The 24,541-nt window shown below is 66.8% G+C and carries 27 protein-coding genes and 1 tRNA gene; 16 read left to right on the top strand and 12 right to left on the bottom strand.

All coding sequences use genetic code 11. The features are described from left to right. Window positions 1-20: 20 nt before the first annotated feature. Both IFE19_RS01670 and IFE19_RS01665 read right to left on the bottom strand, forming a co-directional pair. Window positions 21-1,034, bottom strand: coding sequence for a UDP-glucuronic acid decarboxylase family protein (locus tag IFE19_RS01670; RefSeq protein WP_225910346.1), 1,014 nt, complete (start codon window positions 1,032-1,034; stop codon window positions 21-23). A 62-nt stretch (window positions 1,035-1,096) separates the two neighbouring features. Continuing rightward, window positions 1,097-2,209, bottom strand: coding sequence for an NAD-dependent epimerase/dehydratase family protein (locus tag IFE19_RS01665; RefSeq protein WP_207825134.1), 1,113 nt, complete (start codon window positions 2,207-2,209; stop codon window positions 1,097-1,099). Window positions 2,210-2,580: 371 nt separating this feature from the next. Between IFE19_RS01665 and lepA the strand changes: the two genes are divergently transcribed. Together lepA and IFE19_RS01655 are read left to right on the top strand one after the other, a co-directional pair. After that, window positions 2,581-4,389 carry a translation elongation factor 4 gene (lepA, locus tag IFE19_RS01660; RefSeq protein ID WP_207825132.1) on the top strand — a complete coding sequence of 603 codons (1,809 nt, stop codon included), beginning with the start codon at window positions 2,581-2,583 and terminating at the stop codon, window positions 4,387-4,389. A gap of 250 nt (window positions 4,390-4,639) precedes the next feature. Then, entirely contained in the window at window positions 4,640-7,498 is a 2,859-nt protein-coding gene (locus IFE19_RS01655) for a M16 family metallopeptidase (RefSeq protein WP_207825130.1), read from the top strand. A 61-nt stretch (window positions 7,499-7,559) separates the two neighbouring features. Here the strand turns inward: IFE19_RS01655 and IFE19_RS01650 are convergent, their stop codons facing one another. Next, window positions 7,560-7,997: a hypothetical protein gene (locus IFE19_RS01650; RefSeq protein WP_207825128.1), complete on the bottom strand. Its 438-nt coding sequence runs from the start codon at window positions 7,995-7,997 to the stop codon at window positions 7,560-7,562. Between the two features lie 88 nt (window positions 7,998-8,085). Between IFE19_RS01650 and IFE19_RS01645 the strand changes: the two genes are divergently transcribed. From IFE19_RS01645 to IFE19_RS01635, 3 genes are read left to right on the top strand one after another with little or no spacing between them, the layout of a single operon-like run. Beyond that, on the top strand, window positions 8,086-8,829 hold the full coding sequence (locus tag IFE19_RS01645; RefSeq protein WP_207825126.1) for an NYN domain-containing protein: 744 nt from the start codon (window positions 8,086-8,088) through the stop codon (window positions 8,827-8,829). Window positions 8,830-8,877: 48 nt separating this feature from the next. Beyond that, window positions 8,878-10,749, top strand: coding sequence for a cobaltochelatase subunit CobT (cobT, locus tag IFE19_RS01640; protein ID WP_207825125.1), 1,872 nt, complete (start codon window positions 8,878-8,880; stop codon window positions 10,747-10,749). After that, a complete protein-coding gene (locus tag IFE19_RS01635; protein WP_207825123.1) occupies window positions 10,746-11,717 on the top strand; it encodes an esterase-like activity of phytase family protein in 972 nt (323 codons plus the stop codon). Before cobT ends, IFE19_RS01635 begins: the two co-directional genes overlap by 4 nt. A gap of 176 nt (window positions 11,718-11,893) precedes the next feature. On the opposite strand, the gene IFE19_RS01630 is transcribed toward IFE19_RS01635, so the two are convergent. From IFE19_RS01630 to IFE19_RS01620, 3 genes are read right to left on the bottom strand one after another with little or no spacing between them, the layout of a single operon-like run. Beyond that, on the bottom strand, window positions 11,894-12,484 hold the full coding sequence (locus IFE19_RS01630; protein WP_207825121.1) for a demethoxyubiquinone hydroxylase family protein: 591 nt from the start codon (window positions 12,482-12,484) through the stop codon (window positions 11,894-11,896). Between the two features lie 10 nt (window positions 12,485-12,494). After that, window positions 12,495-13,034, bottom strand: coding sequence for a disulfide bond formation protein B (locus tag IFE19_RS01625; RefSeq protein ID WP_207825119.1), 540 nt, complete (start codon window positions 13,032-13,034; stop codon window positions 12,495-12,497). A gap of 36 nt (window positions 13,035-13,070) precedes the next feature. Beyond that, a complete protein-coding gene (locus IFE19_RS01620; protein ID WP_207825117.1) occupies window positions 13,071-13,652 on the bottom strand; it encodes a YqaA family protein in 582 nt (193 codons plus the stop codon). A 205-nt stretch (window positions 13,653-13,857) separates the two neighbouring features. Here IFE19_RS01620 and hppD point away from each other — a divergent pair, with 205 nt between their 5' ends. The 10 genes from hppD (at window position 13,858) to IFE19_RS01570 (ending at window position 19,964) form a co-directional block, all read left to right on the top strand. Next, a complete protein-coding gene (gene hppD / locus IFE19_RS01615; protein ID WP_207825115.1) occupies window positions 13,858-14,943 on the top strand; it encodes a 4-hydroxyphenylpyruvate dioxygenase in 1,086 nt (361 codons plus the stop codon). After that, window positions 14,944-15,129, top strand: a complete 186-nt coding sequence (locus tag IFE19_RS01610; protein ID WP_207825113.1) for a hypothetical protein — start codon at window positions 14,944-14,946, stop codon at window positions 15,127-15,129. Between the two features lie 28 nt (window positions 15,130-15,157). Beyond that, window positions 15,158-16,237, top strand: coding sequence for an isoaspartyl peptidase/L-asparaginase family protein (locus tag IFE19_RS01605; protein WP_207825111.1), 1,080 nt, complete (start codon window positions 15,158-15,160; stop codon window positions 16,235-16,237). Then, window positions 16,234-16,602: a cupin domain-containing protein gene (locus IFE19_RS01600; RefSeq protein WP_207825108.1), complete on the top strand. Its 369-nt coding sequence runs from the start codon at window positions 16,234-16,236 to the stop codon at window positions 16,600-16,602. The genes IFE19_RS01605 and IFE19_RS01600 overlap by 4 nt, the downstream gene beginning before the upstream one ends. Then, window positions 16,599-17,069, top strand: coding sequence for a methyltransferase family protein (locus tag IFE19_RS01595; protein ID WP_225910345.1), 471 nt, complete (start codon window positions 16,599-16,601; stop codon window positions 17,067-17,069). The genes IFE19_RS01600 and IFE19_RS01595 overlap by 4 nt, the downstream gene beginning before the upstream one ends. Then, a complete protein-coding gene (locus tag IFE19_RS01590; RefSeq protein WP_207825107.1) occupies window positions 17,060-17,350 on the top strand; it encodes a hypothetical protein in 291 nt (96 codons plus the stop codon). The genes IFE19_RS01595 and IFE19_RS01590 overlap by 10 nt, the downstream gene beginning before the upstream one ends. Before the next feature lie 67 nt (window positions 17,351-17,417). Further along, window positions 17,418-18,425, top strand: a complete 1,008-nt coding sequence (locus IFE19_RS01585) for a fumarylacetoacetate hydrolase family protein (RefSeq protein ID WP_207825105.1) — start codon at window positions 17,418-17,420, stop codon at window positions 18,423-18,425. A 63-nt stretch (window positions 18,426-18,488) separates the two neighbouring features. After that, on the top strand, window positions 18,489-19,010 hold the full coding sequence (locus IFE19_RS01580; protein ID WP_207825103.1) for a CcdC protein domain-containing protein: 522 nt from the start codon (window positions 18,489-18,491) through the stop codon (window positions 19,008-19,010). Then, window positions 19,007-19,816: a hypothetical protein gene (locus IFE19_RS01575; RefSeq protein ID WP_207825101.1), complete on the top strand. Its 810-nt coding sequence runs from the start codon at window positions 19,007-19,009 to the stop codon at window positions 19,814-19,816. The genes IFE19_RS01580 and IFE19_RS01575 overlap by 4 nt, the downstream gene beginning before the upstream one ends. A 63-nt stretch (window positions 19,817-19,879) precedes the next feature. Beyond that, window positions 19,880-19,964: transfer RNA gene (locus IFE19_RS01570), tRNA-Leu, on the top strand. A 384-nt stretch (window positions 19,965-20,348) separates the two neighbouring features. Here the strand turns inward: IFE19_RS01570 and IFE19_RS01565 are convergent. The 3 genes from IFE19_RS01565 to IFE19_RS01555 are packed head-to-tail and all read right to left on the bottom strand — an operon-like array spanning window position 20,349 to window position 21,323. Beyond that, window positions 20,349-20,582: a hypothetical protein gene (locus tag IFE19_RS01565; RefSeq protein WP_207827733.1), complete on the bottom strand. Its 234-nt coding sequence runs from the start codon at window positions 20,580-20,582 to the stop codon at window positions 20,349-20,351. After that, window positions 20,563-20,943, bottom strand: coding sequence for a hypothetical protein (locus tag IFE19_RS01560; protein ID WP_207825099.1), 381 nt, complete (start codon window positions 20,941-20,943; stop codon window positions 20,563-20,565). Before IFE19_RS01560 ends, IFE19_RS01565 begins: the two co-directional genes overlap by 20 nt. Beyond that, the gene (locus tag IFE19_RS01555; RefSeq protein ID WP_207825097.1) at window positions 20,940-21,323 is read right to left on the bottom strand and encodes a M15 family metallopeptidase; all 384 of its coding nucleotides are present in this window, start codon (window positions 21,321-21,323) and stop codon (window positions 20,940-20,942) included. The genes IFE19_RS01560 and IFE19_RS01555 overlap by 4 nt, the downstream gene beginning before the upstream one ends. Before the next feature lie 34 nt (window positions 21,324-21,357). On the opposite strand from IFE19_RS01555, the gene IFE19_RS01550 reads away from it, so the two are divergent. After that, on the top strand, window positions 21,358-21,657 hold the full coding sequence (locus IFE19_RS01550) for a hypothetical protein (RefSeq protein WP_207825095.1): 300 nt from the start codon (window positions 21,358-21,360) through the stop codon (window positions 21,655-21,657). Window positions 21,658-21,660: 3 nt separating this feature from the next. On the opposite strand, the gene IFE19_RS01545 is transcribed toward IFE19_RS01550, so the two are convergent. The 3 genes from IFE19_RS01545 to IFE19_RS01535 all read right to left on the bottom strand — a co-directional run bounded on the left by IFE19_RS01545 (window position 21,661) and on the right by IFE19_RS01535 (window position 24,541). Beyond that, window positions 21,661-21,915, bottom strand: coding sequence for an LptA/OstA family protein (locus tag IFE19_RS01545; RefSeq protein ID WP_207825094.1), 255 nt, complete (start codon window positions 21,913-21,915; stop codon window positions 21,661-21,663). After that, window positions 21,912-22,154 (bottom strand): hypothetical protein, encoded by a 243-nt coding sequence (locus IFE19_RS01540; RefSeq protein ID WP_207825093.1) that lies wholly within the window; start codon window positions 22,152-22,154, stop codon window positions 21,912-21,914. Before IFE19_RS01540 ends, IFE19_RS01545 begins: the two co-directional genes overlap by 4 nt. A gap of 116 nt (window positions 22,155-22,270) precedes the next feature. Further along, the gene (locus IFE19_RS01535; protein WP_207825092.1) at window positions 22,271-24,541 is read right to left on the bottom strand and encodes a hypothetical protein; all 2,271 of its coding nucleotides are present in this window, start codon (window positions 24,539-24,541) and stop codon (window positions 22,271-22,273) included.

Here is a 24,541-nt window from a genome sequence, read left to right as displayed (position 1 = left end):
TGCCTTCACGAAATCAGAAATCACGCGGACAGGGCGACGCCGTCTGCGGCCGAGGCGACCTTGCGCGCACGCGCCTGTTGGTCAAACCAGTCGATCGTCGCGTTCAGCCCCTGCGTCAAAGACGTCGAGGGACGCCAATCCAGCACTGTGGCCGCCTTGGAAATGTCCGGGCGACGCCGCCGGGGATCATCCGTCGGCAGCGGAGCATGCGTCACTTCGGACGAAGAGCCCGTCAGTTCCAACACCACCTCGACCAGTTCGCGGACGGTCAGTTCAGTGGGATTGCCCAGATTGATCGGACCGGGCTGAGGCCCGTCATGCTCCATCAGCGCCATGAGGCCGCCGACCAGGTCGGCCACATAGCAGAACGACCGGGTCTGGCTGCCGTCGCCGAAAACAGTAATGTCGGCGCCCGCCAGGGCCTGGCTGACGAGATTGGACACCACCCGCCCATCCTCGGCCGACAGACGCGGACCATAGGTGTTGAAGATGCGCGCCACCCGGACCTCGCCCCTGCCCGCACGGTCGAAATCGAAGCTCAGGGTCTCGGCGCACCGCTTGCCCTCGTCGTAACAGGCGCGCGGCCCGGTCGAGTTGACATTCCCCCAATAGGTTTCGGGCTGAGGGTGAACATGGGGGTCGCCGTAGATTTCGCTGGTCGAGGTCAGCAGGAAACGCGCCGCCTTGGCCTCGGACAGGTCAAGCAGGTGCTTGGTGCCCAGGACGCTGGTCAGCAACGTGTGTTCCGGATCGGCCTGATACAGCGGCGGTGAAGCCGCACAGGCCAGGTTGTAGATGCGGTCGAAACGCCGCCGCGTGATCCGTCCCGGCAACGGCTTCACCACATCCGCCAGAATGAACTCGAACCGGGGGTGGCTGAAGGCGCGCTCCAGATTGTCCAGACTGCCGGTAAGCAGGTTGTCGATGCACAGCACACGTGCGCCTTCCGCCAGAAGACGGTCGCACAAATGCGAGCCCAGAAAGCCCGCGCCGCCGGCGACGAGCACGCTCTGATTTCGGATTCTGGACGTCATGGCCTCTTCGTGTCCTCCACGATTGCGCGCATCGCGACCCGCGGCGCCTTCAGGAGCCCGGGTCACAGGACCAGCCCCCGCATCTCCAGTTCATTCCGCGCCTCGACCACACGGTCTTCGCTCTCCTGACTGGCCACCCACTCGGCCAATTCAGCCAGGCCGTCGCTGAAATCCTGTTGCGGCGCATAGCCCAGAAGGGTTCGCGCCTTGGTCAGGTCCGGAATATTGTGACGTATGTCGCCCGCCCGCGCCTGCTGGGTGATGAGAGGCTCCAGATCGGAACGCCCCATGGAGGCGGCCTGAAGGCGCGCCACCTGTTCGACCGAACGATCCTCGCCAGAGCCGATGTTGAACGCCTCGCCTGTCGCCATCGGCTCTTCCAGAGCCAAGGCGAAAGCACGAGCCACGTCAGCAACATGGACGAAATCCCGCCTCTGACGCCCGTCCTCGAACACCATCGGCGGATGGCCGTTGGCGATCCGTGAGGCGAAGATGGCCAGAACCCCCGTATAGGGGTTGGAGAGCGCCTGGCCGGGACCGTAGATGTTCCACAACCGCAGCGCCACGCCCTCCATCCCGTACTGGGCGGTCAGGGTCAGGGTCAGCAGTTCCTGCACGTATTTGTTGATCGCATAAACGCTCTTCAGCGTCGGCGCCTTGGTCTCGGGCGTCGGCGCCGGGATCATGGGTCGCCCGCTCGCATCGAGCGGGTCCCACGAGCCATCCGCATTACGCCGTCCGCGCACGACATCCTGCCTCAGTTCACCGTCAACCGTACGGTACAGACCTTCTCCGTAGATGCTCATGGAGGAGGCCACGACGACGCGGCGAACCGGCTGATCGATCAGCTGCTGGAACAGCACCGCCGTACCGTAGTCATTGACCGAGGTGTAGCGATCAACCGCATACATGCTCTGGCCCACCCCGACTTCAGCCGCCAGGTGAACCACCTTGTCGACGCCCGCGAGCGCACGGCGCACAGCAGCCGCGTCGCGAATATCGCCTTCCAGCAGTTCAACTTCAGGGTCCAGATCGGCGGGCCGCTCGCCGCGCGGGTGAACCTGCGCGATCAGCCCGTCCAGGGCCCGCACCCGGTGACCGCGATCCAGCAAGGTCCTGGCGACATGGCGACCGACAAAACCCGCGCCGCCCGTGATGAGAATGGTGTCGCCCATGACTAGGCCGCCGCCTCGCAATTAACACATGCGTTGGCGGGCGATTCAATATTCGCACAAGATTCCACCAGCCCGAATTTGCAATTCTCGCTGTATTCACAACGGTTCATAGCGGCCCACTCCCAGCCTTAGCTCCAGAGCGCCAACGTCAGCTTTCGTCGAACAGTTCCGACAGGTTTAACCTTTCGGTAACTAAAACTTTCGAACAAAATCAAAAGATAAGATAATAGAGATTTCTGTCGCGAAACTTCCGCCTTCTTCGCCTGAAACACGAACCCGCCAGGCGCGCCGCTTTCACGCCGACGGCGAGCGCGCACGCCACACGCCGTTCCCGTAGCCTTCCGGCCCGGCGGATGCTAAGCGCGCGGACCATGACGACGCCCCCTATCGAACGCATCCGCAACTTCTCGGTGGTCGCCCACATCGACCACGGCAAATCGACCCTGTCCGACCGCCTGATTCAGTTCACGGGCGGCCTGTCCGCGCGAGAGATGTCGGAACAGGTCCTTGATAATATGGATATCGAGAAGGAACGCGGCATCACCATCAAGGCGCAGACCGTGCGCCTGAACTACAAGGCCAAGGACGGGCTCGAGTATGTTCTGAACCTGATGGACACGCCCGGGCACGTCGACTTCGCCTATGAGGTGTCGCGGTCGCTGGCCGCCTGCGAAGGCTCGCTGCTGGTGGTGGACGCCTCGCAGGGCGTCGAGGCCCAGACCCTGGCCAATGTCTATCAGGCGATCGACAACAACCACGAGATCGTGCCGGTCCTGAACAAGATCGACCTGCCGGCCGCAGAGCCGGAGCGGGTCAAGGCCCAGATCGAGGACGTCATCGGTCTGGACGCCTCGGACGCCATCGAGTGCTCGGCCAAGTCGGGCATCGGCATCGAGGACGTGCTGGAAGGCATCGTCACCCGCCTGCCGGCGCCCAAGGGCGACGTCAACGCCCCCTTGAAGGCCATGCTGGTCGACGCCTGGTACGACCCCTACCTGGGCGTGGTTCTGCTGGTGCGTGTCTTCGACGGCGTGCTGAAGGCCGGGATGCGGGTGCAGATGATGCAGTCCGGCTCGACCCATCTGGTCGATCGCGTCGGCGTCTTCCTGCCCAAGAACACCCCGGTCGATCAGCTCGGCCCGGGCGAGGTCGGCTTCATCACCGCCCAGATCAAGGAAGTGGCCCACGCCGCCGTCGGCGACACCATCACCGACGAGAAGAAGCCGACCGCCGAACCGCTGAAGGGCTTCAAGGAAGTCCAGTCAGTGGTCTTCTGCGGCCTGTTCCCGGTCGACGCCGCCGACTTCGAGGACCTGCGCGCCGCCATCGGCAAGCTGCGCCTGAACGACGCCAGCTTCACCTATGAGATGGAATCCAGCGCGGCGCTCGGCTTCGGCTTCCGCTGCGGCTTCCTCGGCCTGTTGCACCTGGAGATCATCCAGGAGCGCCTGAGCCGCGAGTTCAATCTGGACCTGATCGCGACGGCCCCCTCGGTCGTCTACAAGATCGGCAAGCGCGACGGGACCGAGATCGACCTGCACAACCCGGCCGACCTGCCCGACGTGATGCAGATCGAGACCATCAGCGAGCCGTGGATCAAGGCCACCATCCTGACCCCCGACGAATACCTGGGCGGCGTCATCAAGCTGTGTCAGGACCGCCGCGGCACCCAGGTCGAGCTGTCCTACGTCGGCAGCCGCGCCCTGGTGGTCTATGAGCTGCCGCTGAACGAGGTGGTGTTCGACTTCTACGACCGCCTGAAGTCGATCTCGAAGGGGTACGCCAGCTTCGACTACGAGATCACCGACTACAAGGTCGGCGACCTGGTCAAGATGAGCATCCTGGTCAACGCCGAGCCGGTCGACGCCCTGTCGATGCTGGTCCACCGCGCCCGCGCCGAGACGCGCGGCCGCGGCATGGTCGAGAAGATGAAGGAGCTGATCCCGCCCCACATGTTCGTCATCCCGATCCAGGCGGCCATCGGCGGCAAGATCATCGCCCGCGAAACCGTCCGCGCCCTGCGCAAGGACGTGACCTCCAAGTGCTACGGCGGCGACGCCACCCGCAAGAAGAAGCTGCTGGAGAAGCAGAAGGCCGGCAAGAAGCGCATGCGCCAGTTCGGCAAGGTCGAGATCCCGCAGGAAGCGTTTATCGCGGCCCTGAAGATGGATGAGGATTGAGGGCTTGGGCGCAGCTAGCGAACGCTGCGCCCTCCCCGTCGCAATTGCGGCTTGAACCTCGCCTACTCCCTGAGCACGCTGAAAGGCGTAGCCCTTCGAGGCGCAGGCGGTGGCCGATGCGCGAGGCGCTGGAGGCGTTGAAGGCGGCGCCCTGAACATGAACAATCGTTCATATAGCAATGTGTCGCGTTGCCGTTCGAAGATGCGCGGCTAAGGTTCGGCCCAACATCATTGTTGGGGACTGAAATCCATGCGCCTTGCCGCCTCTTCCGTAGCCCTGGCCGCCCTTGTGGCTGTCGCTTCGCCCGTTCTGGCCCACACCTCGACGCCCGCCGTCGCGACCGCCGTGACCGCGCCGTCGGCCACGCCGCTGCGCGGAGCGCCGGTGTCGGAGCTGGTCGCCCGCGTCGACATTCCGTGGAAGCGCTTCCAGCTGGATAACGGCCTGACCGTCCTGGTCCACGAGGACCGCAAGGCGCCCGTGGTGGCGGTGTCGGTCTGGTATAATGTCGGCTCCAAGGACGAGCCCAAGGGTTCGACCGGTTTCGCGCACCTGTTCGAGCACCTGATGTTCGGCGGGTCGGAAAACTCGCCGTCCAGCCACATCCAGACGATGAACGCGGCGGGGGCCACGGGCCTGAACGGCACGACCTGGTTCGACCGCACCAACTACTTCCAGACGGTGCCGACCCCGGCGCTGGACTACACCCTGTATCTGGAATCCGACCGCATGGGCTATCTGCTGGGCCAGGTCAGCCAGGAGGTGCTGGATCTGCAACGCGGCGTCGTCCAGAACGAGAAGCGCCAGGGCGACAACCAGCCCTACGGCCTGACCTACTACGCCACGCTGGAAGCCCTGTTCCCCGAGGGCCATCCCTATCGCCACTCGACCATCGGTTCGATGGCCGATCTGGACGCCGCCAGCATGGAGACGGTGCGCGACTGGTTCCGCCAGAACTACGGCCCCAACAACGCCATCCTGGTCCTGTCGGGCGACATCGACGAGGCCAAGGCCCGCGAACTGAGCCAACGCTACTTCGGCGGCATCGCCCGCGGCCCGGTGCATACCCCGCTGCAAGCGCCGATCCCGACCCTGGCCGCCCCGGTCGAGCAGGTGCTGCATGACCGCGTCGCCCAGACCCGCATCAGCCGCACCTGGGCGACGCCAGGTCTGAATGACCCGGACTCGGTGCCGCTGAGCGTCGGCGCATCGGTGCTGGGCGGGCTGGCGAGTTCGCGTCTGGACAATGTGCTGGTGCGCGACGAGCAGATCGCCTCCAGCGTCTCGGCCGGCAACCAGGCCTTCCAGCGCGTCAGCATGTTCAGCTATTCGGCCATGGTGAAGCCGGGCGCCGACGCCGACGCCGTGGCCCGCCGCATGGACGCCGTCCTGGCCGACCTGATCGCCAACGGCCCGACCCAGGACGAGATCGACCGCGTGGTGACCCAGTTCGCCTCGCGCCGCATCCAGGGTCTGGAAATGGCCAACGGCAAGGCCTCGGTCCTGGCCGAAGGGCAACTGTATTCGGGCGATCCCGACTTCTACAAGAAGGAGCTGGCGGCCTATGCCGCCGTGACTCCGGCCCAGGTCCAGGCCGCGATGAAGAAGTGGCTGAGCCGCCCCGTCTACAGCCAGATCGTCGTGCCGGGCGAGCGCGAGGCCTATGTCGAGGCCGCCGCCGCCCCGTCGGGCGCGACCCCGGCGCCGGCGGCGCCGATCCAGCGCGTGGCCCGCGAGGCGACCCCGGCCATCGGCCAGGTGTCCAACGTCGACTTCCCCGCCGTGGAGCGCGCCGCCCTGTCGAACGGGATCGAGGTGGTCTACGCCCGTTCGACCACGGTGCCCGTGACGCGCGTGGCGCTGGAGTTCGACGCTGGCGTCGCTGCCGATAGCGCCGATCGCCTGGGCGCGCACACCCTGATGCTGAACGTCATGCAGGAAGGCACGACGACACGCGATTCCAAGGCCCTGGCCGAAGCCCAGGAGCGTCTGGGCGCCAGCGTTTCGGTCGGTTCGTCGATGGACCGCACCTCGGCCAGCCTGTCGACCGTGACCACCAACCTGCAGCCGTCGCTGACCCTGCTGTCGGACATGGTGCGCAACCCCGCCTTCGCCCCGGCCGAGGTCGAGCGTCTGCGCGCCCAGCGCCTGGCCGGCCTGGCCAATGAAAAGACACAGCCGGCCGCCATCGCTGCTCGCGCCCTGCCGCCGCTGATCTATGGCGAAGGACACCCCTACGGCCGTTCGTTCAGCGGTTCGGGCGACGAGGCGGTGATCCGCGGTCTGACGCGCGCCGACCTCGCGGCGGAACACGCCCGCTGGATCCGTCCCGACAACGCCAAGCTGTTCGTTGTCTCGGATCTGCCGCTGGCCGAACTGAAGCCGCAGCTGGAAGCCGCCTTCGGCGACTGGCGCGCGCCGACGACCGCCAAGGGCGCCAAGTCGTTCAACGCCGCCCTGCCCCAGACCTCGGCCCGCATCGTCCTGATCGACCGCCCGCAGTCGCCGCAGTCGCTGATCTACGGCGGTCAGGTTCTGCCGGTGTCGGGCACGGACGACCTGCTGACCCTGACCACGGCCAACACGGTTCTGGGCGCCGACTTCCTGTCGCGGATCAACGCCGACCTGCGTGAGACCAAGGGCTGGTCCTATGGCGTGCGCGGCAATGTCAGCACGATGCAGAACCGCTCGCCCTACATCGTCAACGCCCCGGTCCAGGCCAACCGCACAGGCGAATCGATCGCCGCCCTGATCGGTCAGTACGAGCGCTTCCTCGGCGCCGACGGCGTCACCAAGGCCGAGCGCGACCGCACGGTTCTGGGCGACACGCGCGGCCTGTCGGGCAGCTATGAAACCTCGGCCCAGGTGCTGGGCGCCCTGCGCTCCAACGCCCTGTACGGCCGCCCTGACGGCTATCAGGAAGCCCTGGCCGGCCGCATCAACGCCCTGACGGCCCAACAGATGGACGCCGCCGCCCGCGCCGCCATCGATCCGGCCAAGTTCGTCTGGGTGGTGGTCGGCGACGCCTCGGTGGTCAAGCCTCAGCTGGACGCGCTCGGCCTGCCGGTCGAGGTGCGCTCGGCCCCGGCCCCGACGACGGCCCAGTAGGGCCAGTCGATCGAGAAAACGGAAAGGCCGGCGGGGCGACCCGCCGGCCTTTTTCGTTGCGCTATCGTTTTCTGAAGCGCGCCGCCTCGGCGGCCAGGCCGGCGCCCCAGTCGGTCGTGGGGTGATCAGGCTCGGCCACAAAGGGCAGCTCGCCGGCCACGCCGCGAATGGCCAGCGCCAGAGGCAGGGCGTAGTGGGGCAACAGACGCAGCGGCTTGCGACGCTTGTCGGTCACGTCCCAGCCCAGGGCCTCGAAAGCCTCGGCCAGATCCACGCCGGACAGACGGTGGATGTCATCCCAATCTACAGGCCGTTCAACGGCCTCGGCTTCGTCGCCGGTCAGGCCGAACAGGTCGGCGGTCAGGGCGTCGATCTCGGGGAACTCGTCGCGAGCGTCGGGATCGGCGTAGCGCGGCTTCATCAGCGCCTTCAGTTCCAGATCATCGACGCCGGGCAGGTCGATCAGGCGGCGCATGGGGGCTTGGGAAGCTTGGGTCATGAGGCGTCCTGTAGCACGCGCGTCGGCGGTTGACCGCGCCCGCCTGCGGGTCGAGGCTGGCGGCGTGTAAACAGAGAAGGCTTCGCCCATGCCGACCGACCTGCCCACCGCCGCTCGCGCGCCGCGTCTGGCCGTGCTGATCGACGGCGAGAACGCCTCGGCCCGGATCGCGGAAGCCCTGTTCACCGAAATCGCCACCCTGGGCGAGGCCAGCGCGAGACGCATCTATGGCGACGCGGCCAGCCCGGCGCTGAGGTCCTGGATCGAAGTCCTGCCCCGCTGGGCCATCCAGTGGCAGCAGAATTTCCAGAACACCAAGGGCAAGAACTCGGGCGACATCGCCCTGGTCATCGACGCCATGGACCTATTGCACTCGGGGCGTTTCGACGGCTTCTGCCTGGTGTCCTCGGACAGCGACTTCACCCGGCTGGCGGCGCGCATCCGCGAGCAGGGCGTGCCGGTCTACGGCTTTGGCGAGCGCAAGACGCCCGAGAGCTTCCGTCAGGCCTGCACCCGCTTCATCTACACCGAGAACCTGACCGGGCGGGGCGGCGGCGGCGACAACGACGAAGCCGCCCCCGCCCCGGTCGCCGAGAAGAAGCCGTCGGACGCCGTGCGCCTGATCGCCGCCGCCATCGCTGACATGGACGAGGACGGTGACGGCTGGGTCAATATCGGCGGCATCGGCAACCGGCTGAGGAACGCCTATCCCGACTTCGACCAGCGCACCTATGGCCACGCCAAGCTGTCCGAGCTGATCCGCGCCACGGGCCGGTTCGACGTCGAGGCCGGGGCGGGCGGGGCCATGCGGGTGCGGGTCAGACCCAAGTAAGAGCGCCCGCCCCCTTCCCCCCCGCGCGGCATGGTCTATGTGTGGCCCATGGCCGCCGCAGAGACCCCCGCCGAGACCTTCAAACGCGCATTAGCCAATGCCGCGCGCGCTCTGGCCGAGCAGGCCGAGTTGGAGGTGCATTTCGGCTCGGACGGGCCGCGGCTGTCGAACGGGGTCCTGACCCTGCCGCATCCGCCGCGCGACCCGGGCGCGCCCGAGAGCGCCGCCCTGCGCGGTCAGGCGGACCGGCTGGCGCTGCGGCTGGCCAATCACGACGAGGGGCTGAACGCCCGGCTGCGCCCGATTGATCAGACGGCGGCCGAGGTCTTCGACGCGGTCGAACAGGCGCGGGTCGAGGCCGTGGGCGCGCGCGCGTTGAAGGGCGTGCGCGACAATATGAACGCGGCGCTGCTGACCCGATTGGAGAAGTCGGGCGCCCTCAGGGCCGAGGCTGAACGGGTGCCGGTGGCCGAGGCCGCCGCCCTGCTGGTGCGCGAACGCCTGACGGGCGAGCCCGCGACCGACGGGCTGAAGACCATGCTGGACCTGGTCCGGTCCAATCTGGAGCTGAAGGCGGGGGCCGAACTGGACGCCCTGGCCGCCGTGGCCGACGACCAGACGGCCTTTGCCGCCAGGCTGAAGGACGTGCTGCGGGCGCTGGACCTCGATCCCGGCGACGGTCAGGCCGAGGACGCCAACGACGAGCAGGGCGAGGACGAGCCCGACCAGTCGCAGCAGGATACGCCCGACGAGGACGAACAGGAAGAAGAGGACGGCGGCGAAGGCGGCCAGTCGCTGGAAGGCACGGCCGACGACCAGTCCGCCGAGGACGAGCGCCAGACCCGCCCCGACGGCGCCCCGGCCGATCCCGACGGCGAGGCCAGCGACGATGGCCCCGAACTGAACGAAGGCGCCCTGCCCAATCGTCAGGACAGCACCGACGACGGACGCGCCGTCAACGCCTACCACGCCTTCACCACCGCCTATGACGAGACGATCGGGGCCGAGGAGCTGTGCGATCCGATGGAGCTGGACCGGCTGCGGTCCTTGCTGGACGCCCAGCTGGCCACCCTGTCGAGCGTGGTGTCGCGTCTGGCCAACAAACTGCAGCGCCGCCTGATGGCGCAGCAGAACCGCAGCTGGGCCTTTGACCTGGAAGAAGGCGTGCTGGACACCGCGCGCCTGACCCGCGTCATCACCGATCCGACCAGCCCCCTGTCGTTCAAGATGGAGAGCGAGAGCCCGTTCCGGGACACGGTCGTGACCCTGCTGATCGACAACTCGGGCTCGATGCGCGGGCGGCCGATCATGGTGGCGGCGGTCTGCGCCGACATTCTGGCGCGGACGCTGGAGCGGTGCGGGGTCAAGGTCGAGATCCTGGGCTTCACCACCCGCGCCTGGAAGGGCGGCCAGTCGCGCGAGGCCTGGATCAGCGCCGGCAAGCCCGCCAATCCGGGCCGCCTGAACGACCTGCGCCACATCATCTACAAGTCAGCGGACGCGCCGTGGCGCCGGGCCAAGAAGAACCTGGGCCTGATGATGCGCGAGGGCCTGCTGAAGGAAAACATCGACGGCGAGGCCCTGACCTGGGCGCACGAACGACTGCTGGGCCGCACCGAGTCGCGCCAGATCCTGATGGTGATTTCGGACGGCTCGCCGGTCGACGACTCGACGCAATCCGCCAATGCGGCTCTCTATCTGGACAAGCACCTGCGTCAGGTGATCGAGCAGATCGAGACGAAGTCGCCGGTCGAGCTGATCGCCATCGGCATCGGCCACGACGTGACCCGCTGGTACCGCCGCGCGGTCACCATCGTCGATGTCGAGCAGCTGGCCGGGGTCATGACCGAGAAGCTGGCCGAACTGTTCGACGCCAAGCCCAAGACCGTGGCGCGGTCGGCGAAGAAGCGCGCAGCGTGAACCGGCGGGTCTATGTCGCGGCCCTGGCCGCGCTGACGCTGGCGGCCTGCGCCAGCGCGGTCGTCACCTCGCAGCCGTGGACGCCGACGTCCGAGGCGGACGGCTGGAGCCCGGTCAGCGCCTCGACCCGCACGGTGGGTCTGGGCATGCCGGGGGCGGCGGTGCTGGGCAAGGGCGTGCGTTACGCCGGGGGCGTGACGGTGCTGGCCGGCATGGATTCGCCGCTGCATAGCCTGTCGGACCTGAAGCTGACCGGCGACGGGGGCTTCATCAGCGTGTCCGACGTCGGCGATCTGGCGCGCGGGCGGCTGGCGCTGGATGCGCGCGGGCGGCTGATCGGGCTGGAAGGCTTGAGCGTGCGTCGCCTGACCCTGACCGACGGCGCGCCGATCAGCCAGAAGATGGAGGGCGACGCCGAGGGGCTGGCGATCACCGCCGGCGGCGACCTGCTGGTCAGCTTTGAGCGCGACCACCGCATCTGGAACTACGGCCCGCTGGCGGCGCTGCGGGCGCCCGAGGCTGTGCGGCGGCCGGACTTCCCGTTTACCGAAAACGACGGGATGGAGGGGCTGGCGGCGTCGGGCGACGGATGGCGCGTGGCCGGGGAATCCGGCGGGGTGTGGAACTGCTCGGCCGTGCGTTGCGCCGTCGTGACGCCGCCGCCCGAGAGGCCGCTGACCGACGCCGACTACCGCATCACCGGCATGGACCGCGATCCGGCGGGCGGCTGGTTCGTGGTGCAGCGCTCCTATCGCGCGCCGATCGACGTGCGGGCGCGGGTGCGACGCATGGCCCAGGACGGAACCCTGGGGCCGGTGCTGGTCGAGCTGAAACTGCCCGGCACGACGGATAATTTCGAGGGGATCGCGGCCGAGCGACGTGGCGACCGGACGCGGCTCTACATCCTGTCCGACGACAACTTCAACGCCGTGCAACGGACCATGATGCTGGCGTTTGACATCCGATGATCCTTCTCCCCTTGAGGGAGAAGGTGGGCGCCGAAGGCGCTCGGATGAGGGGTGTCGGCGAGGCGTCTGGAAACAAGCAGTGCTGACGTCGAGCCTGACTATCGAAGGCGCCGTCATCACCCCTCATCCGTCATGCTCCGCATGACACCTTCTCCCTCAAGGGGAGAAGGAAGAAGTCAGATCCGTTCGCTGATCTTGATGGCGGCCTTGCAGCCGACCTTGATGACGCTGCTTAGCAGGCGGTAGGCCGGGGCTTCACGGCTGCCATGCTCGATGGCGTGATCGTGGTGGGCCAGTTCTTCTTCGCGGAACTTGGTCAATTCAGCAGCCAGTTCGGGGTCGCGCTCGCGGACCTCCTCGATCTGGTCGGCGTAGTGCTTCTCGATGACGCTCTCGACCGCCTCGGTGCAGGCGTGGGCGGCCTTCTCGTTGATGAGGGCGGTGCCGGCGCCGAGCGCCGTGGCGGCCAGCTTCCACAGCGGGATCATGGCCGTGGGGCGGACGCGGTTCTCGGTCAGCAGGGCCTCGAAGCGGGCCAGGTGGACGGCCTCATGACCTTCCATTTCGGTCAGGTCGGCGGCGATGGCGGCCTTGCCCTTGCGGCCTTCCAGCACGGCGCGTTGGGCGCGGTAGATGTGGACGGCGGCGAACTCGCCTGCGTGGTCGACGCGCAGCATCTCGGCCATGCGGGCGCGGGTCTGGCCCACGCCGGGGCGCGGCAGGGGAATGCGGCGAGCGGCGGCGACGGTGTCGGATGCCTGGGTCATGATCGCCTCTTTACGCCCTCGGGGCGCGCGCGTCCTTGGGACGTTTCGCCGCCAGCAGGCTGAAGACAGCCAGCGCCAGGGAGATCAGGAAGTTCCAGCCCGCCATGGAGATCCCGAACAGGCTCCATGGGACGTCGCCGCAGCCGACGATGGGCTTCATCTCGGCAGTGCCGTCGGCCAGAGCGCTCAACCCGTCGAGATTGAATGCCAGCGGATCACCGCCCGAACAGGTCGCCGGCAAAGCCCACCAGTGCAGCTCGCCGCCCGCGTGATAGCCCGCCGTGATCGCCCCGGTGAAGAAGACGGCGGCCAGCAGGAAGGAGGCGATGCGCGGCGTCCCGCGACTGGCGCGGCTGAACACGGCCCAGAAGGTGGCGGCCCCGGCGATGGCCACGGCGGCCCAGTAGACCTCGCGCTGCTTGAGGCAGAGGTTGCAGGGCGGCAGGCCCGCGAACCGCTCGAAGGCGTGGGCCGCGCCCAGCATGGCCAGGGAGGCCGCCAGCGCAAAGGCGGTCCACCAGCGGGTCAGTCGTTGATACAGGCGCGTCATGACGCCTTTCTTAGCCTCAGCCGAAGCCCGCGTCGATCAGTGTCCGATCAGCTTGACCGCAAAGACGGCGCCGACCAGCAGAACCAGGAAAAGCACAGTGAAAAGGGCCAGCCTTTTCTCGATCACGGCCAGCATGGGCTCACCCCAGCGTTTCAGCACAAAGGCCACCAGGAAGAAGCGGGCGCCGCGGGTGACGACGCACAGGGCGACGAACAGGGCCAGGTTGAACTGGAAGATGCCCGAGGCGATGGTGATCAGCTTGAACGGAATCGGCGTCAGGCCCTTGATCAGGATGACCCAGGCCCCGTGCTGCTGGAACAGGGCCTTGGACGCCTCGAACGTATCGGCCTTGCCCAGCACCGACAGCATCCACATGCCGACCGGCTCTAGGAAATAGCCGATAGCGTAGCCCAGCAGGCCGCCCAGCACCGAGGCCACGGTGCAGACCGTGGCGTAAAAGTAGGCGCGCTCCGGTTTGGCCAGCACCATGGGCGCCAGCATGACGTCGGGCGGAATGGGGAAGAAGGAGCTTTCCGCGAAGGAGACCACGGCCAGCGACCGGGTCGCGTGACGGTGGCGGGCCAGAGAAAAGACCCAGTCATAGAGCTTGCGAAGCATACAGGCGTCCCGGTTGAGCCTGCGGCTCTAGCAGGCTGGACGCCCGCGCGCATCCGCCGATCATCGACTGCGACACCGCAACGTGTCCTGTTTCGACGCAGCTCCGCCTTGCGCCCGACCGGGGCCGCCCATTAGGTTCCGCCCCAATCGGCGCCCCGGACCGAAGAATGGGTCGCCCTAAAAAGGCAGTATGAGGAGACGCGCCATGATTGACGCCGCCAAACTCGACCAGGAAAACCCGCTGGGCGTGGACGGTTTCGAATTCGTCGAATTCACCGGCCCCGAGCCCGAGGCCATGATCGCCCGACTGGAGCTGATGGGCTTCACCCCGACCCATGTGAACCCGACCACGGCCGCGGTGCGTCTGAAGCAAGGCGACATCACCATGCTGGTCAACCGCAGCCCCAAGGGTCAGGCGGCGGACTTCGCCAGGGACCACGGCCCCTCGGCCAACGGCATGGCCTTCCGCGTCGCCGACGCCAAGGCCGCCTATGAGGGCGCTCTGGCGCGCGGCGCCCGCGCCGCCGAAGGCGTCCACGGCGGCGCTCTGGGGAACGATTACCCCTACATCCTGCAGGGCATCGGCGGTTCGCTGCTCTATGTCATCGACCAGTACGGCGAGACCGGCTCGCTGTATGAGGCCTGGGATGAGATCGAAGGCTGGGAAGAGGCCGAGCGCAAGAACTCCATGGGTCTGGAGATCCTGGACCACCTGACCCACAACGTGCGTCGCGGCGAGATGCGCACCTGGTCGGGCTTCTATGGTTCGGTGTTCAACTTCGAAGAGCAGAAGTATTTCGACATCAAGGGCAAGGCGACCGGCCTGTTCTCGCAGGCCATGATCGCGCCCGACCGCGCCATCCGCATCCCGCTGAACGAGAGCCAGGACGACAACTCGCAGATCGAGGAGTTCCTGCGTCGCTACAACGGCGAGGGCATCCAGCACATCGCCCTGACCACCGAGAACATCTACGAGACGGTCGAGGCCATGAAGGCCCGCGGCGTGGACTTCCAGGACACGATCGAGACCTATTTCGAACTGATCGACAAGCGTCTGCCGGGTCACGGCGAGGACGTGGAGCGGATGCGCAAGAACCGCATCCTGATCGACGGCTCGGACGAAGAAGGCCTGCTGCTGCAGATCTTCACCCAGGACACCTTCGGCCCGATCTTCTTCGAGATCATCCAGCGCAAGGGCAACGAAGGCTTCGGCAACGGCAACTTCCAGGCCCTGTTCGACTCGATCGAGTTGGACCAGATCCGTCGCGGCGTCATCAAGGTCGACGCCTGAATGAAGATGCGGCCGCCGCACTGGCTGCCCTGGCTCGGCCCGCTTGTCGCGGCCGGGGCCGGGGCGCTGGCCGGGGAATACTGGCTGGGGGGAGGCTTCTGGATGGTGCTGCTGGCGGCGCTGGTCTGCGGCTTCGCCCCCATTCTGGGCTACCGCGTCTGGAAACGACTGCACCACCGACGCTGAGGGGCGTCGTCAACCGGGGAAACCGCCGATGAAATCCGTCCTGACCGCCGCAGCCGCCTTGACCCTGCTGGCGTCGCCCGCGCTCGCGCAGGAGGCGCCGACCTGGTCTCTGGCCATCCACGGCGGGGCGGGCGTCATCGAGCGGGCCAGTCTGAGCCCCGAACGCGATGCGGCCTATCGCGCCGGGCTTCAAGCCGCGCTGGACGCCGGGTCGGCGGTGCTGGCCCGGGGCGGCTCGGCGCTGGACGCGGTTCAGGCCGCGGTCGAGACCATGGAGGACAACCCCTTGTTCAACGCCGGACGCGGGGCCGTCTTCACCGCCGCTGGCAAGAATGAACTGGACGCCGCCGTGATGAACGGCGCCGACCTGAACGCGGGCGCCGTGGCCGGCCTGACCCGCACCCGTCACCCGATCGCGGCGGCGCGCGCGGTGATGGAGCGATCGCCCCACGTCATGCTGATCGGCGAAGGCGCCGAAAGCTTCGCCGCCTCGGTCGGTCTGGAACAGGTCGAGCCGAGCTTCTTCTTCACCGAGAGCCGCTGGCAGGCCCTGCTGAAGGCCCTGCGCGACAAGGGCCTGCCCCTGCCCGCTCGCCCGGCAGGCGCCCCGCCGGAACCATCGACCCTGGCCCGGCCGGTCCCGCTGGCCTCCCTCAACGAAGCCCCGCTGGACGAGCGCAAGTTCGGCACGGTCGGCGCCGTGGCTCTGGACAGTCAGGGCCGTCTGGCCGCCGCCACCTCGACCGGCGGCATGACGGCCAAGCAGTGGGGTCGGGTCGGCGACGTGCCGGTGATCGGCGCGGGCACCTACGCCTCCAACGCCGACGGCTGCGCCGTCTCAGCCACCGGATCGGGCGAGTATTTCATCCGCGCTACAGTCGCCCGCGACATCTGCCACCGCACGGCGGAGGGCGTGGCGGTCAAACCCGCCGCCGACGCCGAAATCGCCGAGGTCGGCGCCATCGGCGGCGAGGGCGGCGTCATCGTCATGGGCAAGGACGGGGCGGTCGCCTTCTCGATGAACACCTCGGGCATGTATCGCGGCGAAGCCGGTTCGGGCCGCGCGTCGCGCGTCGCCATCTACGCCGACGAGGAAGCCTCGCGATGACCGGCGACGTCGTCGATCTGGCGCAGAAGTTCGGCGGCTTTTCCGACCACTGGCGGCCGCGCGTTGCGGCGCAGCTGAACGGTCAGGACGTGCGGCTGGTCAAGATGCAGGGGGTCTTTCCCTGGCACAGTCACGCCGAGGCCGAGGAGATGTTCCTGGTCTGGAAGGGCCGGTTCCGTGTCGAGTTCCGCGACCGTGTTGAGACTCTGGAACCCGGCCAATTCATCGTCGTGCCGCGCGGCGTCGAACACCGCACCGCCGCCGACGAGGAGGCCGAGGTGATGATCTTCGAGCCTTCCGAAGTCATCAACACCGGCGACGCCCCGACCTCGGACTTCACCGCACCTTCCGGCCAGACGATATGAGCAAGCCCGACACCCCCGGCGTCCTGCTGCCGCCGCCGCTGATCTATTTCGGCTTCCTCGCCGCCGGATGGGGGCTGGGCGTCTGGACTCATGAGCCGTCCCTGGGGCTGGCGGTCGAGGTGCGGCGCGGGGTCGCCCTGACGCTGATTCTCGGCGGCCTGCTGCTGGACGGGGCGGCGGCGGGCTATTTCCGCCGTCTGGGCACCCCGCCCGAACCGTGGAAGCCGACGACGGCTCTGGCCACAGAGGGCCTCTACAGGTTCAGCCGCAACCCGATCTATCTGGGCTTCGCCATCACCTACCTGGGTCTGGCCATCGCCATGGACAGTCCGATTGCGGTCGCTCTGCTGATCCCCTGCCTGATCGTCGTCGATCGCTTCGTCATCGCTCGTGAAGAACGCTATCTGACGGCGAAATTCGGCGCTGAATACCAAGCCTACAAAGGAAAGGTCCGCCGATGGCTGTGACCCCGAACATCCCCGCTCCGCACGCCGACGAACTGTCAGAAATGGCGATTGAAGAACTGGACGCTGCCTGCGGCCTGCTGTGGGTCGAGATGAAGGCCGTCACGCCTTGGGGCGACACCTATGACGGCATGGCCCCGTCCGGCCGGGCGGTCGAGATCGAGCGTCGCTATCTGTGGGCGCACGAGCCCGCGGGCGCCATCGCCGTCGAGGTCGAGGTGCGCGATCCGGCCCTGCGCACGGGGGCCGAGGCCCGCGCCGTGATCTCACCCCCAAATAGTTGATCGAACTGCGGCTTTTCGGTCGTCGTCGCCGCTTCCCAACCGTCTCGCCCCGGATTAGCTTCGCCCTATGAAACTCGCCTCGCTCAAGCACGGCCGTGACGGCCGCCTCGTCGTCGTCTCCAACGACCTGAACTGGTTCACGGACGCCTTCCTGATCGCCCCGACGCTGCAGGCGGCGCTGGATGACTGGGACCGCTGCGAGCCCCTGCTGCGCGCCCTCGCCGAAAGCCTGGAGCATGAAGCCGTGCCGCGCGGCCGCTTCCATGAGCGCGACGCCGCCGCCCCCCTGCCCCGCGCCTATCAGTGGGCCGACGGCTCGGCCTATGTGAACCACGTCGAACTGGTCCGCAAAGCCCGCAACGCCGAGATGCCGGCAACCTTCTGGACCGACCCGCTGATGTATCAGGGCGGTTCGGACCACTTCATGGGTCCGCGCGACGCCATCCCGCTGAAGGACGAGGCCTGGGGCTGCGACCTGGAGGCCGAGATCGTGGTCGTGACCGGCGACGTGCCCCTGGGCGCCAGCCGCGATGAGGCCCTGGCCTCTATCCGTCTGGTCGGTCTGGTCAACGACGTCAGCCTGCGCAACCTGATCCCCGGCGAACTGGCCAAGGGCTTCGGCTTCGTCCAGTCCAAGCCCGCCAGCGCCCTGTCGCCGGTCTTCGTCACGCCGGACGCGCTGGGCGATCGCTGGAAGGACGGCAAGCTGTCCGGCGCCCTGTCGGTGCAGTTGAACGGCAAGGACTTCGGTCAGGCCGACGCGGGCGTGGACATGACCTTCGACTTCGGCGTGCTGATCGCCCATCTGGCCAAGACCCGCGCCTTGATCGCCGGCTCGATCATCGGCTCGGGCACGGTGTCGAACAAGGACGCCGACGGCGGTCCGGGCAAGCCGGTGGCCGAGGGCGGTCTGGGCTATTCCTGCATCGCAGAGGTCCGCACGGTCGAGACCATCCTGACCGGCGAAGCCAAGACGCCCTTCCTCAAGCACGGCGACACGGTCCGCATCGAGATGCTGGACGACAAGCACCACACGATCTTCGGCGCCATCGAACAAACGGTCGCGCCCGCCTGATCTCCGCTTTTCGAGCGCCGTTCGCCAAGCTAGGCTGACGGCGCTCGGAGGGGGAATTCCGTTATGTCGCCGCAAACCATGGGCCCGCTGATCGGCATCGGCGTGGCCCTGATCATCATCCTGCTGCGCAACCGGCGCAAACGGACGCTTCGACCGCACCTGCTGTGGGTCATGCCCCTGCTGGTCACAACGGCGATCGGCTTTGGCCTGTGGGCCAATACCCAGCATCCGCACTTCGGGCCCTTCGCCTGGATCGCCTTCGTGGCCGCCCTGACCCTGGGCGGCGTCGCCGGTTGGCAACGCGGCAGGACCATCACTATCGAGAAAGAGCCGGACGGCTCGCTGAAGGCCCAGGCCTCGCCGCTGGGGCTGATCCTGATCATCGGCCTGGTCGCGGCGCGCGCGGGCCTGCGCGAGGTGATGGAGGCCAACGCCGCCGCCTGGCATCTGGACGCCGTGGTCGTCACCGACGCCTTCATGCTGTTCGCCATCGGCATGATCGTGGCGCAACGCGTCGAGCTCTACATCCGCGCCCGTCGCATCCTGACCGGTGGCGCCGACAATCACATGGAGGTCGCGGCATGAAGTCCGTCCTGATTCTCAGCGCCACATTGGCCGTCGCCTTGCCCGCCCTGGCCCAGGACACGGTCGCCGACTGGGATGTCACTCGCGATCCGGACAGGAAGCTGACCGTCGCCTTCACCGCTTTCGACAATGGGCTGGCCATCGGGACGCGTTGTCTAAACAACTCCTTCCAGGTGCTCATCAACGGCTTGCCGCCCGCAACCGGCGAAATCCGGACGCTGAAGATCGCCTTCGGGGACGAAGAGGCGGATGAACAACGCTGGAACGTGGGCGAGAACCGCGAAGTCGCCATCAGCGACTATCCCAGCCCCCTGGCGCGCAACCTGCGCAAGGGAGGCAGAATGCAGATCGTCGTGCCCGGCGGCGCCGAGAACGGCCGCAACCTGCGCTATGTCATAGATCTTCCGGCCTCGGGCGCCGCCATCGACGAAACCCTGCAGGCCTGCGGACGTCCGTTGGTCGATCCGCGCGACGCGGAGCGCTCGGCCCTGCCCGAAGACGGTCTTCCGCCGGAGATCGAGTGGGCCCGGCAACCGCGGCCGGCCTACCCATCGGGGCGCACCTATACGCGCGGTTTCGCCACGGTGACGTGCCTCAGCCAGGCGGACGGGCGACTGCGCGACTGCATGATCGAAAGCGAACACCCGATGGACGGCGGCTTCGGCAAGGCGCTTCTGGACTCGACCCGCGACGCTCGTGTGCGCAACCGGCAGGGCGGCGAACTGGCTACGCGCATGATCGCCTTCCGGACCAACTTCCGCATGGAAGAGGAAACGACGACAGGACGACGTCTGCGTTCTAACTAAAGGTCACGGCGGCGATTGACCCGGCGGTTTCCGCCGCTAGATTGCGCCGCCTCCCAGACCTGTGCGGGTGTGGTGGAATTGGTAGACGCGCTGGATTCAAAATCCTGTTCCGAGAGGAGTGCCGGTTCGAGCCCGGCCACCCGCACCAAGGCTTTTCCGGGGTTTTCCGGGGACGCTCCGATCTGGCGAGGCGCGTGATTCCGCCATGTCCCGACACAAAACGCGAACGCTGCGGCACACATGCGGCACAGTACGTGCTTGTTTTGTTCTACGAAGGCGAATCAGGCTGCGGTGCGGAAATCGTCTGTCAGCATTTCCGGCGTGACGACGGTTTCGAAAACCCGCCCCGTCCTGTCGCTGTATGTCGTCGCGCTGGCCTGCCGCTCGGACACATAGCCGCCTGCCGATGGTGTCGTTGGCCAGACCCAGAGCCCGTTCCGCAGCGCGCTGCGATCCGTGAGCCTCCACGGCGTCGAGATAGGTGGCCTGAAGCGGCGTGGCGTAGTCGCGCAAGGTCTGGGCCATGGTGCCTCTATCTTTTGGGGCGCTGGGCCAGCCACTGATCAATCAGCGACCGTTCAGCCTTGAGGGTGTCCACCGCCAGTTGCCGGGCGGCGTTGCAGGTCACGATCCCGGCGCCGCGCGTGATGTAGACGGCTTCCAGATCGGCTTGTGTCGGGTTGTCGGGCATGACGGCGAGACGACAGGGCGTCTCAGCGAGCGCCGGCAGCGTCAGGCGCGGCGGGTCAGCATAGGTCGGGCGCATAGCCACAGAGCATCCGGTCAGAAGACTGCAAACGGACAGCGCGGCCAGGCTCCAGGGGATCGTTCGCATCAGGGGCGCTCCGGGCTTGGGTGATGGCGTCTTGGGTGGCGTTCTGGACGGTCACGATCTGTCGATGCACCGTCTCGATGCGCTGAATCTGGTCGGCCTGCCCTTCGCTCTCGATGGATCGGGCCGTAGCGTCGTCCTGAGCCACGTCGCGGGCCGTTTCAGCGCGCTCAAGGCTGCTTTCGGCAGACCACGGCAGAAAGGACCACAGCCCGTTCCATGCGTTCGCCAGCAGGATCAAAGCGACGACGACGGCGAGGCACCCGACGATCCAGAGGATGAGGCGGCGGCTCACGGATAGGCCTTCCGACTCAGTTCGAAGTGCGGGCCGTCGCGCAGCTTCGGCCAGTCGCCGCCCCACTCGATGGGAACCTTCAGTTCGGCCGCCGCCTGCCGGAACGCCTTGGCGATGCGGGGATATAGAGGCCAATCCCAGCGGACCTCCGAGCCGATGTAGGCCACCACGTCCACGGCATGGCCGGTCAGGTGGCGGCTGTTCATGGTGCGGCTGGCGCCCTGAGCGACAAGCTGACGCTGGCGCTCCTTGGTCCGCAGGCCCTCGGTGATGCCGAAATCCACCGGGGTCAGTTCGATGGCCCGCTTCACCACCCGGATCAGATCGGGGTGAACGCCTTCGAGCCGCGCCAGAGAGCGCGACGACAAACGAAAAGCCATGTTGGCCTCCGGTCAGTTGTGGTAGGGTTTGGGGATGGAAAACGTCGTGAAGTTCGAGCCCAAACGGGCTTCGGTTGGACCGATGGTCACAGTGTCTCTGGACGACGTGATCCGCGTGCTAGCGGGGCAGACCACGGTTCAGGACTTGGAATGGGAACGCCGCCACAAAGAGCGGATCGACGCCCTCATGGCCTTCGATGTTCCGACCTTGCGTGAGATTTGGGACAACATCGGTGATGACAGCTACTACGATGGCCCGCACGGGTGTCATGACATCGCAGACGTTTATCGCGTCATGAACATGAAGGGTGACGGCCACTACTGCGCCGTCTGATCCTCACGGCCTCTTCAACAGGCTCGCCAGACGCAGCAGCTTGACCACATGCTCTGCTGACGGCGCGATCAGGTAGTAGGTGGCGAACAGGGCCACCAGACCGATCAGCCCGTAGGCCACGCCAGCCAGATGAACGCCATCGGTCAGCTTGGCGACGATCCATCCGATCAGGATCAGGGCGATCAGGGTGACGGCGTAGGTGAACCAGCGGCGGAAGGTCCACGACGCCTCGGGCAGCGGGTCTTGCGGATCGGTCATCGCTCGCCCTCCGCATGGCTCGCCGCCTGGTCGATCCGGGCGTTGTTGGCGTCCCAAAGCTGGACCGCCAGCCAGCCGATCAGCGACAGCATGATCCCGATCGCCAGCCGGATCACCCACTTCATCCCGTCCTTCAGGTCGCGGATGGAGTTGTTCAGCGCCTCATAGCGTAGGGTGCATTCTCGTTCGTGGCTGTCGATCTTGGCGTAGGCTCCAGCCACGGTCTGGCGGTCGGTCATTGCATCAAGGGCCTTTCAGGCAAAGAAAAAGGCCCCGACCGGGGCCTGTGGCAGTTCGGTTAGGGTGGCTTACGGAACGGGGACTCTTCCGTGCCCCTTCCAGTTATCCTCTGTCGTCAAGACGCCTGCAAGCAAGTAACCCAGAGGCGGGTAGCGGCCTTCAGACGTAAGGTGCCGCCGTTCTGGTAGGCGCGGAAATCTACCGTGTCGCCGACGTTGAGAACGGCCTGCACGGTGCGACTCATGACAGTTTCTTGAGAGGCGTCGGGGGAGGCCTGCATCCATGCGCGCTCACCGACATAAGCACCGTTCACGCGCACGCCGCCGGCGCGATAGCCGACGTTGCTCGCCGCCACCCCGTCTTCCCAGGACTGGACAAATCCGAGTTCGTAGAGGCCCGCCCGCTGAATGGTGAAGACGCCGGTTGATGGGTTATACATCGCGTCGGCGTCCGTCTTACCGACGCCGTTCAAGATAACGGTCGTCTCGGTCGTGCTGGGAATGGTGACGAAGTTATTCGTGGTGATGACGGCAAACGGCCGATCCGATGTGAACCCGAAACTGTCCGCCACCGTCGCGCCGCCACCCAGGTTATTGCGGAAGATGTTGGGCGCGGCCGTGTCCTTGACCGAACCATGCGTGGCGTAACCACGATAGTCCATGAACGACTTGCCGGTCATGGTGTGCGTTCCCGAGCCGCCCGAAAGGGTCAGGAACACGCCGTCCAGCGCGTTGATGTAGGACGTGGCGACGCGGACGGTCAGGCTTCCGTCAGAGGATAGCCAATAGGTCGTTCCCGGCGTCAGACCCGTCGGCAGGGTGCCGGTCGTGGTGAAGGTCACAGGCTTTCCGGTCGAGACGGGGAACGATCCGTCTGCCATCACCAGATTGCCGCCGGAGCGCGTAACGACGACCGAACCCACATAGGATACAATCGTGTTGCCTTCGACGACCACGTTTTTGGGGAACGAGGCGCGCAAGGAATCGGCGCTGTTTCGGTCCAGACAGACGCCCGCGACAGTGCTGCCGAGGCCGCTGTAATATCCGTTCGACCCCGCTTCCGAGATCGCCAGGCCAGACACCCGGATCATCTGCTGATACGGCGAGCCCTCGCTATCGTTGGGGCCGCCGATCAGAACCGGCCAGCGGCCGCAATGCTCGATATTCAGGTTGGCGATGTTGTCTACGAAGTGCCCGTGGGCCAGCTTGACGCCGTTGGTGAAGCAATGGCGAACGTGGCCAGCCGTCTTGACGCGTGAGGAGCCGATGCCGGAATAATCCACGCCCTGATCGACCTGACTAATATCGACATTGATCACGCCATTTCTACAGCGATCCAGCGTCAGGCCGCGCGAGTAGCGATCCCTTTGGACGGTGGTGCGATCTGTTCTGCCAATGCGGGCGATCTTGACGTTCAGGAACGCGGTGTCGACTTCGCTCAGCACCACGCCCTCAACTGTATCATTTGTCTGTGTCGTGTGGACGTAGAAGCCGTCGTGGGCATACACATCGCCCGTGACAAGGCCGACTTTCTCGAACCGGATCAGCTCGCCCGCGTTGTTGCCGAACGCCTCCAGCCCTCTGACGCGCGCCCAGCCCACATGGCTGATCTCTACGCCGACGTTATAGTGTAGCGCCGTATCGGACGATCCGCCGTTGCGGTCGATCTTGACGTTATCCAGCGCGATCCAGTCTGTAGAGCTGGCCCCGGCCCCCGAGAACTGAAGGGTCCGCGACGTTCCGGTCGTCTGGTTGGGGTTCAGGTCCTTGAACCGCGCGTTGCGGATGGTGAAATTCGCCCCCAGCCCCGGCAGCACACCGTTGAAGAAGCCGAAGTTCACGCCATACAGCTTGTTCCCGCCGTCGATAGGCAGGCCCGTCGATTTGGCGGCGGCGATCACCGCCAGCCACGCGGTCGTGTCGTTGGATGTGCCGTCCCCGGCCGCGCCAAAGATCAGCGGGCTCAGATAGACGCGAGACGCCAGCCCTAGGTTCGCGACCGCCGCGTCCGCGTCAGCCAGGTCGCTCAGGTTCGACGACTTCTGCGCCGCGCCCACGATCCGGCTGTCGTCACCCGCCGCCAGCGTTCCCGCCGCCGTGCCGGTGTCCTTCAGCGCCGCGTCGCCAAGCTCAAGGGCGTCGCGCCAATCGGCCGCTGAGGTGATGTCCGACCCATCCTTGCTCGCCCTGGCGTTCAGGCCGGTGATCGTGTCGTTTTTCGCCTGTTCGGCCTGCTGAGCGTAGTTGCTGGCGTCCTGAGCCGCCTGTTGCGCCGCCGCTGCGTTCGCAGACGTGTCCGCCATCTGCTTGAGGGCAAGCCCGAGGGTTCCGGACTGGACCAGCAGCACACGCTTCTGGCCGTTGGGGTAGATCGAGACGTGGCGCAT

The sequence above is a fragment of the Brevundimonas pondensis genome (assembly GCF_017487345.1).
Taxonomy (GTDB): Bacteria; Pseudomonadota; Alphaproteobacteria; order Caulobacterales; family Caulobacteraceae; genus Brevundimonas; species Brevundimonas pondensis.
Note: the sequence above shows the minus strand (reverse complement) of the source record. Positions and strands in the feature narration are given on the sequence as shown.

Excerpts from the sequence above, each read along its gene's own strand:
- cobT (WP_207825125.1), top strand. The coding sequence starts at position 8,878 with ATGGCCGCCGCAGAGACCCCCGCCGAGACCTTCAAACGCGCATTAGCC.
- IFE19_RS01555 (WP_207825097.1), bottom strand. The coding sequence starts at position 21,323 with ATGGCTTTTCGTTTGTCGTCGCGCTCTCTGGCGCGGCTCGAAGGCGTT.
- IFE19_RS01655 (WP_207825130.1), top strand. The coding sequence starts at position 4,640 with ATGCGCCTTGCCGCCTCTTCCGTAGCCCTGGCCGCCCTTGTGGCTGTC.
- IFE19_RS01610 (WP_207825113.1), top strand. The coding sequence starts at position 14,944 with ATGAAGATGCGGCCGCCGCACTGGCTGCCCTGGCTCGGCCCGCTTGTC.
- IFE19_RS01540 (WP_207825093.1), bottom strand. The coding sequence starts at position 22,154 with ATGACCGACCGCCAGACCGTGGCTGGAGCCTACGCCAAGATCGACAGC.
- IFE19_RS01605 (WP_207825111.1), top strand. The coding sequence starts at position 15,158 with ATGAAATCCGTCCTGACCGCCGCAGCCGCCTTGACCCTGCTGGCGTCG.
- IFE19_RS01600 (WP_207825108.1), top strand. The coding sequence starts at position 16,234 with ATGACCGGCGACGTCGTCGATCTGGCGCAGAAGTTCGGCGGCTTTTCC.
- IFE19_RS01565 (WP_207827733.1), bottom strand. The coding sequence starts at position 20,582 with ATGCGCCCGACCTATGCTGACCCGCCGCGCCTGACGCTGCCGGCGCTC.
- IFE19_RS01545 (WP_207825094.1), bottom strand. The coding sequence starts at position 21,915 with ATGACCGATCCGCAAGACCCGCTGCCCGAGGCGTCGTGGACCTTCCGC.
- IFE19_RS01650 (WP_207825128.1), bottom strand. The coding sequence starts at position 7,997 with ATGACCCAAGCTTCCCAAGCCCCCATGCGCCGCCTGATCGACCTGCCC.
- IFE19_RS01595 (WP_225910345.1), top strand. The coding sequence starts at position 16,599 with ATGAGCAAGCCCGACACCCCCGGCGTCCTGCTGCCGCCGCCGCTGATC.
- IFE19_RS01630 (WP_207825121.1), bottom strand. The coding sequence starts at position 12,484 with ATGACCCAGGCATCCGACACCGTCGCCGCCGCTCGCCGCATTCCCCTG.
- IFE19_RS01550 (WP_207825095.1), top strand. The coding sequence starts at position 21,358 with ATGGAAAACGTCGTGAAGTTCGAGCCCAAACGGGCTTCGGTTGGACCG.
- IFE19_RS01535 (WP_207825092.1), bottom strand. The coding sequence starts at position 24,541 with ATGCGCCACGTCTCGATCTACCCCAACGGCCAGAAGCGTGTGCTGCTG.
- hppD (WP_207825115.1), top strand. The coding sequence starts at position 13,858 with ATGATTGACGCCGCCAAACTCGACCAGGAAAACCCGCTGGGCGTGGAC.
- IFE19_RS01580 (WP_207825103.1), top strand. The coding sequence starts at position 18,489 with ATGTCGCCGCAAACCATGGGCCCGCTGATCGGCATCGGCGTGGCCCTG.
- IFE19_RS01645 (WP_207825126.1), top strand. The coding sequence starts at position 8,086 with ATGCCGACCGACCTGCCCACCGCCGCTCGCGCGCCGCGTCTGGCCGTG.
- lepA (WP_207825132.1), top strand. The coding sequence starts at position 2,581 with ATGACGACGCCCCCTATCGAACGCATCCGCAACTTCTCGGTGGTCGCC.
- IFE19_RS01620 (WP_207825117.1), bottom strand. The coding sequence starts at position 13,652 with ATGCTTCGCAAGCTCTATGACTGGGTCTTTTCTCTGGCCCGCCACCGT.
- IFE19_RS01585 (WP_207825105.1), top strand. The coding sequence starts at position 17,418 with ATGAAACTCGCCTCGCTCAAGCACGGCCGTGACGGCCGCCTCGTCGTC.
- IFE19_RS01575 (WP_207825101.1), top strand. The coding sequence starts at position 19,007 with ATGAAGTCCGTCCTGATTCTCAGCGCCACATTGGCCGTCGCCTTGCCC.
- IFE19_RS01665 (WP_207825134.1), bottom strand. The coding sequence starts at position 2,209 with ATGGGCGACACCATTCTCATCACGGGCGGCGCGGGTTTTGTCGGTCGC.
- IFE19_RS01590 (WP_207825107.1), top strand. The coding sequence starts at position 17,060 with ATGGCTGTGACCCCGAACATCCCCGCTCCGCACGCCGACGAACTGTCA.
- IFE19_RS01625 (WP_207825119.1), bottom strand. The coding sequence starts at position 13,034 with ATGACGCGCCTGTATCAACGACTGACCCGCTGGTGGACCGCCTTTGCG.
- IFE19_RS01670 (WP_225910346.1), bottom strand. The coding sequence starts at position 1,034 with ATGACGTCCAGAATCCGAAATCAGAGCGTGCTCGTCGCCGGCGGCGCG.